At 48.8% G+C, this 9,645-nt stretch carries 7 protein-coding genes; 6 read left to right on the top strand and 1 reads right to left on the bottom strand.

What is annotated here, in order from left to right; translation table 11 throughout:
- From LKK83_RS14770 to LKK83_RS14745, 6 genes are all read left to right on the top strand, one after another.
- On the top strand, positions 1 to 330 hold a 330-nt coding region (locus LKK83_RS14770), incomplete at its 5' end, for an HNH endonuclease (protein WP_324631960.1).
- A 41-nt stretch (positions 331 to 371) separates the two neighbouring features.
- Positions 372 to 1,658, top strand: a complete 1,287-nt coding sequence (locus LKK83_RS14765; protein WP_324631959.1) for a dihydrolipoamide acetyltransferase family protein — start codon at positions 372 to 374, stop codon at positions 1,656 to 1,658.
- A 127-nt stretch (positions 1,659 to 1,785) separates the two neighbouring features.
- Positions 1,786 to 2,502 carry an ROK family protein gene (locus LKK83_RS14760; protein ID WP_324631957.1) on the top strand — a complete coding sequence of 239 codons (717 nt, stop codon included), beginning with the start codon at positions 1,786 to 1,788 and terminating at the stop codon, positions 2,500 to 2,502.
- 223 nt (positions 2,503 to 2,725) lie between these two features.
- Positions 2,726 to 5,767 (top strand): Eco57I restriction-modification methylase domain-containing protein, encoded by a 3,042-nt coding sequence (locus tag LKK83_RS14755; protein ID WP_324631956.1) that lies wholly within the window; start codon positions 2,726 to 2,728, stop codon positions 5,765 to 5,767.
- 288 nt (positions 5,768 to 6,055) lie between these two features.
- A complete protein-coding gene (locus LKK83_RS14750; protein ID WP_324631955.1) occupies positions 6,056 to 7,063 on the top strand; it encodes a zinc-dependent alcohol dehydrogenase family protein in 1,008 nt (335 codons plus the stop codon).
- 106 nt (positions 7,064 to 7,169) lie between these two features.
- Positions 7,170 to 9,347 (top strand): pentapeptide repeat-containing protein, encoded by a 2,178-nt coding sequence (locus LKK83_RS14745; RefSeq protein WP_324631954.1) that lies wholly within the window; start codon positions 7,170 to 7,172, stop codon positions 9,345 to 9,347.
- Here LKK83_RS14745 and LKK83_RS14740 read toward each other — a convergent pair.
- The coding region (locus LKK83_RS14740; protein WP_324631952.1) for a hypothetical protein at positions 9,330 to 9,645 on the bottom strand (316 nt) is incomplete at its 5' end. The two genes, LKK83_RS14745 and LKK83_RS14740, sit on opposite strands and share 18 nt — an antisense overlap.

Raw genomic sequence — 9,645 nt, 5'->3', positions numbered from 1 at the left:
TACTGGAGTACAAGAATGGGTAAACAACCCGGTGTTCCAACGAGAGTATCGAAGCTCTTGAAGAAACAAAAAGGGAAATGTACTCATTGCGGACAATATTTCAGGGAAGAAGACATTATGGAAGTAGACCACATCATCCCGGAAACCCTAGGCGGAAAGGATGAATACAAAAACCTCCAACTTCTCCATAGACATTGCCACGATGTAAAGACTACCAGCGATGGTAGCCTCGGTACCTATGACAAAGGCCAAATTGTTGAGGAGCCGGATGAGGTGAAAGTCTCAAGTCCGGTTTTGAAGACGAGTAGTTTTAGTGATAAAATTACTTAGTTTAACTATTTTAGTTTTCAGCGTCGCAAAAGAAGCCACCTATGATTAACGAAGTGTTCATGCCTGCCCTGAGTTCCACCATGACCGAAGGCAAAATCGTGTCATGGGAAAAATCCCCCGGAGACAAAGTGGAAAAGGGCGAAACGGTGGTGGTTGTGGAGTCTGACAAAGCAGACATGGATGTAGAGTCCTTCCATGAGGGCTATCTAGCCACCATTCTCGTGGAATCTGGAGAAGTGGCCTCGGTCGGATCCACCATCGCTTTATTGGCAGAAACCGAAGCGGAAATCGAAACCGCCAAGCAGCAAGCAGCCAACCAAAAAGACCAAAGCAGCGGATCCCAATCCCAGGCACCCTCTGCCCCACAAGAAAAAGAAGAAAAACAACCCAGCAAAGCGAATACGCAACAAACCCCCAGTCGCCAAAACGGACGCACCATCGCTTCGCCGCGCGCGAAAAAGAAGGCCAAGGAATTACAGGTTAACCTGAGTCAGCTACAAGGCAGTGGGCCTCACGGTCGCATCGTCGCCGAAGATGTGGAAGCCGCCGCAGGCAAAGAAAAGCAACCCCAAGCGCAACCCAGCGCCCCCGCCGCACCCCAGCGCCAGCCACAACCCGCCGCCGCTTCTGCAATGGGGGCTTCCGGCGCGCCAAAAGGCGATGTGGAGCAATTGAATACCCTGCAAAATGCCGTGGTGCGGAATATGGTGGCAGCCCTAGAGGTTCCTGTCTTCCACGTCAGCTATACCATTCCCACGGATAACCTGGAAGCGCTTTACAAAAAAATTAAATCTAAGGGCGTGACGATGACCGCTTTGCTGGCAAAAGCGGTTGCTCTGACCTTGCAAAAACATCCGTTGCTCAATGCTAGCTACACCGAAGGCGGCATTCAGCATCACTCGCAAATTAATATCGCCGTGGCTGTGGCAATGGGCGATGGGGGATTGATTACCCCAGTGCTGCAAAATGCCGATAGCGTGGATATTTACTCCCTCTCTCGCACCTGGAAGGATTTGGTAGAACGGGCTAGACTGAAGCAGTTGCAACCCCACGAGTACAACAGCGGCACCTTTAGCTTGTCCAATTTGGGCATGTATGGGGTAGACAGCTTTGATGCTATCTTGCCTCCGGGACAAGGTTCGATTCTCGCGATCGGTGGATTTCAACCGCAAGTGTTTGCTACCCCAGAAGGGATGATGGGTGTCCGTCGTCAAGTGACAGTGAATATTACTTGCGACCACCGGATTATTTACGGCGCTCATGCTGCAGCGTTTTTACAAGATTTGGCTCAGTTAATCGAACACCAACCTCAATCCCTAACCATGTAAGCGGTTTATCCTTCGGTCGGTTCCCGGTTGGTGGCAGTAGCGGATAAACTCGTTCCCAGGAATTCCCTGGGAACGGGTGTTGCAATATGCGATTTTCTTCCGTGCAATTTTTCCTATGAGTAGTGCAATGACTCAAACCAACGACTCTATCCTTACCCTCGCCGTGGATATTGGCGGGAGTGGGATTAAAACTATTGTCTTAAATGAAGTCGGCGAGGCGCTTAGCGATCGCAACCGCGTGCAAACGCCAAAACCCGCTAAACCCGAACCGGTTCTGGAGGCGATCGCCTCTTTAGCCGCACAGCAAGGTGAATTTCACCGCGTCTCTGTGGGCTTTCCCGGTGTGGTTCGTCACGGCATCACCTACACCGCCGTGAATTTGCATTCCGATTGGGAGGCGTTCGCGATCGCAGATAAACTCTCTTATCTGTTGGGCAAACCCGTTCGCGTCTGCAATGACGCAGACGTGCAGGGGTTAGGCGCAATCTCCGGAACGGGCATCGAACTGACGATCGCCCTGGGCACTGGATTTGGTAGCGCCTTGTTTGTGGATGGCAAGTTGGTCCCCAATCTGGAATTGGGCCACCATCGCTTCCGCAAAAAGCAAACCTATGAGGAACAATTAGGTCGCGCCGCGTTAGAATCTGTGGGTAAAAAACGCTGGAATAAGCGACTGCAACGGGCGATCGCCTCTATGGAACAGTTGTTTAATTACGATCGCCTCTACATCGGCGGCGGCGAAGCAGAAAATATCAATTTCGAGTTGCCACCCAATGCCGAAATTATCCCCAATATCAATGGGTTATTAGGCGGAATCGCCCTCTGGCGTGAGGAAACCTTTTAATCCCGATTTTTCCCTTTCCCTCGGGTGCGTTCGCCCTGCTAGAGCGCACCCAACTCGATAATTTTATTATCTCATCAAACCTTTCTCTCAATCCATCGATCGCCTTGTTCCATTGTTACCCAAAACTGGTGCGAACCCATCAGGCGCGATCGCGTCAATCTTAGAGCACCTCTGGCTATATCTCTCGGTGGCATAACGCATTGTTTCAAATGCAATACCCAGCATGCGGGACATTGACACCTTACTGCAAAAACGAATTTTATCCGAGATTTTTCCCGCGATCGCTGGGGGTTTCCTGGCATCGCCTCCCGGCGTTTCTCGCCGCACTTCTCATCTGTGCTCGGTTTATGACGCTACGGTATCATTCCTCTACAAACTCCTGTGTTTGCTCTTTGCTGATTCGCGCAATTTATTAGAGCCTTCTTCTCAGCAGCAGTTACAGCATCTCCTCACTCAATTTATCGAAGACCCTCCATCTCTCGATTCCACCACCATTTACTCTACCCTGCTGCATTTGTTTGAGCGTTTCCCCATCTCATCTCCTCACCCTGTGGGGCACCATTCTGCTTGTTCCTTGTTCGAGATTTCTCCCTCAACCCGAGAATTTTTCACCCGCTATTCCCTCAGCAATGCGGTACTTGCACGGATCTTGAAAAGCCTCACCCGCATTGAAGACACTCCCATCGATTATAACGCGATCGCCGTGTCGCTGTTGGGGTCGATTTATGAAAAACTCCTGGACTATCGCTTGATTATCAAAGACGGCGATCGCGCCACGGTACATCTGGTACCCGACAAGAAAAAACGCAAAGCCACCGGGTCTTATTACACTCCGGATTATATCGTTCAATATATCGTTTCTCAGACTCTAACTCCCATTATAGAACGACGCGCCGCCCAATTTCAAGAGCTGATTCGTCAATGGGCGCAAATCGATACTACAACCGCACAATTGCAGCAGCAGCGCGATCGCCTTCAGCAGCAAGCATGGAATCTACTGCTGGATATTAAAGTCTGCGATCCGGCAATGGGTAGCGGGGTTTTTTTACTCGCAGCAGTGGATTTTATCGGCGATCGCCTGATGGAAATGCTCCAGCAGCATCCGGAGGATAACCCCATTTTACATCATCTCGATCGCCTGCAACCCGAGATTTTTTATCCCCGAAAACCAGCCAAAATCTCCCCCGTTCCTTCTGCGCGCCACCGCACTCAACGCCTCAAGCAAGCGATCGTCCAACACTGCATTTACGGGGTGGATTTAAACCCGATGGCGGTAGACTTAGCCAAGGTCAGCTTGTGGCTGCATTTCTGCACCCTCGCGACCCCCTTCCAGGGTCTCAATTCTCACTTGCGCTGCGCCAATTCTCTCCTCAGCATTTTTCCGCACGAACGGTCAAAACCTCCCACTCTGCAAATTATACAATTAGCGCAAAAGTTTTGTCAAGATGTAGAATGGTTTAACTGGTTCTCGGAATTTCCCGACATTTTCAATCGCTGCCATTCCCCCGGATTTGATGCCGCGATCGCCAATCCTCCCTATCAACGCCCACCCAAAAATCTCCCCCGCAATTCTCGCCTTGCCAACTATTATAAAATCCGCTTTACCGCCGCCACCGGTAAATACGATTTATCCGTATTATTCCTCGAACTCGCCGCGCAACTTATTTCCCCCACCGGTAGAGTCGGCATGATTCTTCCCCATCACTTCACTACCGCCGACTTTGGCAAGGGAATCCGCCACTATATCAGCAATCAACCCCTTTCCTACCGCCTTTGCAGCTTTGGCAGCAATCAAGTCTTTGCCGATGCCACTACCTACACTTGTTTGATATTCCTTCAGCATTCTTTACAGCCCATTTTGTACTATTATGAAATACCAGATGTCAATTCAGATGTGCGGCAAATTGCAGCCGTGTTAAACCAGATTAAACCGAAGGAGTTTACAATGATATTCAAGCACTCTCAAAATGCAGAAGCATGGGTCTTCACTCAAGTGGCAGAAAAGGATATTTTCAGTAAGTTAGACCGTTGCACGATTCCCTTATCCGAACTCGTGGAAGGGATTTACCAAGGTGTAGTGACGGGATTAAACGATGTGTTCGTGTTAGAGGCGATCGCCCCGCAAACTTCCCCAGCAACTTCCGAGGCGATCGCTGTCTTTTCCCCCCAACTGCAACAACCCATTCAAATCGAGCGAAACATTCTCAAACCCTTTGTGAAAGGAGAAGATATCCACCGCTTCGGAAGCATTCATCCCCGCCGATTTATCCTCTATCCCTATCAAATTATCGGCGATCGCATCAGTTTGTATTCCGAAGCACAACTACAAGAACAATTTCCCCTCGCCTATCGCTATTTACAGCAAAATCAAGCCACATTGCAACAACGCGGTTCCGATCGCATGTCCTATGAATCCTGGTATGCCCTCTGGAATTCTCGCAATCCCCATCGCTTCGCCGCTGACAAAATTTTAGTCCCGGATATTTGCCACTATGGCAACATGACCCTCAGTTTCGATGCCCATTTAATTCATGCCGATACCACCTATGCCATTGTCCCCCACCCGGAAATTCCCCTCAATCTTTATACCCTGATTGCCTTATTAAATAGCAAGTTGCTCTGGTTCTTTTTGACGAAAATCGGTACCCCTTTGCGCGGGAATTACTTTCGCTACAAAACCCATTACTTACAGCGCTTTCCCATTTACCAGTTTGAGTTTAATACACCACCAGCCGAGCGCGATCGCTACCGCGAAAAAGCAATCGATACCACCGAATATTGTCTGGGAAAAGGCGACGATATCTGCATCATGGGCTTCGTGCAGCATCACCTGCGCTATCGCCGCACCGATGTGATTCACGACTTGCTCGCCCACCTCGCCAAACAAATGCTAACTCTGAACGAACAACTCTCGGCAAATATAGCAGATTTTCTCGCTACCTTAGAAGCCGAAATCGGCACCTCTATCGATACCTTAAGCAACAAAACCCAGTTGCGAAACTATCTGGGCGACTATCAAAAATCTGAATTGCCCCTAACCGAAGAACAATTGTTCGCCATTTTAGAGAAAAACAAAGGGCGATTGTCGGTGGATATTCAAGCGCGATCGCACCGCGAAAAAATCCAGGCAGACTATCAAACCAGTTTAACCCAAACATTGCCCCTCAAAAGCCGTATCGCCGCTACGGATAAACTGATTGACAAAATTATCTATTGTTTGTACCAACTTACCGAACCCGAAATCGAACGAGTAGAAAAAAGTTAACCCCTGGGGAGGAGTTCCTCACATCAACTCGTTACATCAGCGCAATTGTGCTTTTTATTTCTCCCCACAGACAACCGCCAGCTTCCGTCACACCCTGTAGGGTGGGCAACGAGTTACCCTCCCTCCCCGTGAAGGTGCTGCATAACTCCGGAATTTATTCTGTAGGGGCAGATTTTCATCGGCGCGATCGGGTAGGATAAACAACTAAGTCGGTGGGTAAAGGATTTCACCCCGCCGATTTCTCCAAACCCATTTGATGAGTAGAGACAACCTCAAAGGAAAGCAACCATGAAAGCAGTGGTAATGACTCAACCGGGCGGTACAGATGTCTTACAAATGCAAGATGTCGCCGATCCAAAACTGGAAAATAATCGCGATATCTTAGTGCGGCTTTATGCGGCGGGCGTTAACCCCATCGATACCAAACTCCGCAAGCGCGGTCCGCTAATGAATGCGGATAAAAGCCCGATGATTTTAGGCTGTGATGGCGCTGGCGTGGTAGAAGCGATCGCCTCCGACGTGCAAAACATTCGCGTGGGAGACGAAGTGTACTTCTGTCATGGCGGTGTGGGCGGTCCCCACGGAAACTATGCCGAATATGCAGTGGTAGACGAACGATTTGTGGCTCACAAACCCAAATCTTTGAATTTTACCGAAGCTGCAGTCGCCCCGTTAGTGTTAATTACCGCCTGGGAATCATTGTACGATCGCGCCAATTTGCAAGCAGGACAAAAGGCATTAATTCATGCCGGTGCCGGTGGCGTGGGTCATGTGGCAATTCAGCTTGCCAAACTCCAAGGCGCTGACGTTTGTACCACCGTCAGTACCCAGGAAAAAGCCGATTTCGTCCGCCAACTCGGTGCCGATTTACCCATATTCTACAAGCAAAAAGATGTGGTAGAAGCGGTGATGGAATGGACTAACGGCGAAGGCGTAGATGTGGCATTCGACACCGTAGGCGGCGAAACCTTTTTCCAAACCTGTCCTGCGGTGAAAATTTATGGCGATTTGGTCACAATTTTAGAGCCAAATCCCGAATACGGTACCTTGAAAACTGCCAGACTGCGAAACCTGCGAATCGGTTTAGAACTGATGCTTACCCCCATGCTGCAAAACCTGATTGTCGAACAGCAAGACCAAGGAAAAATATTGCAGCAATGCGCTCGCTTAATCGATGAAAATAAGCTCAAAGTTCAGCTTTCTAAAACCTTTCCCCTGGCTGACGCAAGTGCCGCTCACGATTTACTAGAAACGGGTTCGATGCTCGGTAAAATTGCTTTGCAGATTCGCGAGTAATTCCCGCTAAATTCAGGCGCGCTTTCCCCAAACAGGAAACGCGCCCACCCCCGCTTTTCGCCTGCCATTCTTGCAATCATTTTCCGCACATTGCCATCCCTGGAATATGTTTAAAAAACTTACAATCGCTTTACTTTTGTCCGTATTTGTGGTAATATTATGCCCGATAAACCTACCCACATTGGCCGCCAGTTTGTCGGACAATCAGTGGTCTAATCATTCAGAACTGCCGATTTTAACCGTGGAACGATTAGCAGAACGGGTGGAGTCGCCAGGGATATCTGATGGAATTCCCACCATTGACCTGCGCGAGTTTATCGTGGATTTAACTCCAGAAAATCGGGAATTTCGCGATCGCTTTTATCAAACCTTACAAACTGAACTGAATCGGTCCAGTGCCGCAGTGGCGCTAGACTTATCCCATTCGATTATTAAAGGAGAGTTTTTTGGTACGGAACTCGGTTTGCGCGCGCCCTTGTATGGCGATGCATTATTGCCATTATTTCCCCCACAAGAACGAGAACAATTGCAGCGCGATCGCTCCCGGTTATTGCGCCTGAGTCAACTCTCCCGATCGCTGGTGGGTGTCGCCCCAGAATCGGTGCAAATTGCAGTGTTTAAAGCCCCGGTAAAATTGGTACAAACCCGGTTTATCGGTTCGGTTCATTTTAACAATACTTTTTTTCTCGATCGCCTGGAAGCAATGGGCGCTACATTTGAAAAAAATGCCGATTTTTCTGAGGCGCGATTTAGCCAATCGGCGCTTTTTTATAGCTCGATTTTTGCCGATAGTGCTGAGTTTCGTGGCAGTATTTTTTTTGAAAAATCCGGCTTTAATCGAGTGCTATTCCAGCAAGGGGTAAATTTCCAGAAAAGTCGCTTTAAAACTACTGGAAATTTTAATCAAGTTAATGTTAGCGGTACGGGAAACTTCAGTCGCACCCTGTGGGAGAACAATGCGGATTTTAGTGGCTCTCAGTGGCAAGATAGAGCGCTCTTTTCCCGCGCCAAATTCACCGAATCTCTCTTTTTAACGGAAACGACGTTTGAAAAGTTAGCTAGTTTTCGCGAAGCGCGGTTTAGCAAACCTGTCAACTTGCGCGGGGCGAGAATTCGCGATCGCTTGGCGTTAAGTGACGCTACATTTAGTCGCAACGCCTGGATCGAGGTGGCGGGATTGAGTTTTGAATCCGACACCTCAGAAATCACTGGCGATCCGGGACAAATTGGCAAAAAACTGTCCGTCACTACCTTACAAGGAAACGAAACCCTGTTGCGTCAGTTGGTGCGAAATTTTCGCGAGCAAGAACAAATTGCTGACGCCAATCAAATCGAATATATGCGCGAAAAATTAAGGCAAAAAGACTTACTTCAGCGCATCTTTGGGGTGAATATTAATCGCGCTTCAATCAAAACCTTACGCAAGTTGGGCCTATCCCCCCCACAAATCAAGGCGATCGCTAACGCGCAACAAGAACGATTGTTTGGTACCCTGAGCGAACTTCTCACTATCGAAGAAATCGATTTGGCAACTTATATTAAACTCCGCGATCGCGCCATTGCGGGCGAACCCCTTTCCCTCGCCGGCTGGTTGCGAACCACTATTCGCTGGTTGGGGGTCAGCTTGCTGCTGCTACTCAGTTGCTATGGTAGCAGTTTTTGGCTGGTTTTTGGCGTCGGAATGATGGCGATCTCTTACTTTGGATTGTTGTTTTGGTTCGTCGATCGCTATCGCCCTTTTCAACCCCAACCCCAAATTCCCACTGTCTTCGAAACCGCTTGGATTCTGGGAATTTTTAGCTTTCTTTCTAGTGCCGGCATTCTGGCTATTTTTAGAACCAGCGATCGCCCCGGTTTAACGTTAGCTTGTTTGGTGATACTCTTTCTACCAATTCCCGCGCTTTTGCTCTGGTTCTTTTATCGCCAATCCCCCCATATCGATAGCCTCGAAATCAGCTATTTTGTCGAGGATGGCGGAATCCGTCAGCTACGCTTGGCGATCGGGCGCTTACCTATCATCCCCCGCTTTGCTTTTTTCCGCGATCGCTACCTCCCGATTTTAAGCGAAAGGCGATGGAATTGGCTCAATTACTACGATTTTAGTCTCAATAACTTACTCAAATTTGGCTTTAACGATATCCGGGTGCGCGACAAAAATCTCCCAGGTTTGATTAGTACGTTAGTATGGTATCAGTGGAGTCTGGGCATTCTCTATCTCACCCTTTTGCTCTGGACCCTTTCGCGCACCATCCCAGGCTTAAATTTGCTAATTTATCTCAAATAATCCCCGCTTGCTGTGGGCGATACCTACCACACAAATCTCATTGTCTGTTAATCTTGGTTGCGCCGGAAAATTTTTGCCTCCACCAGTTGACAAAAAAAGGGCATCGGGTATAATGAAACCGTAGGGGCAGGCAGGGTCGTTAAGCATTGCTTTGATTGCAGGCGCAAGTTTTAGCACAAAGCAACTCACTTCATCCCCCGTAGGGTGAGCCTCGCCCACCACAAAAATTTCTATGTTGCGCCGGAAAATTTTTGCCTCCACCAGTTGACAAAAAAAAGGGCATCGGGTATAATGAAAC

The organism is Phormidium sp. CCY1219, from assembly GCF_035615515.1.
Lineage (GTDB): Bacteria > Cyanobacteriota > Cyanobacteriia > Cyanobacteriales > Laspinemataceae > CCY1219.
The sequence above is the reverse complement of the archived record's forward strand: the minus strand, read 5'-3'. Positions and strand labels throughout refer to the sequence as shown.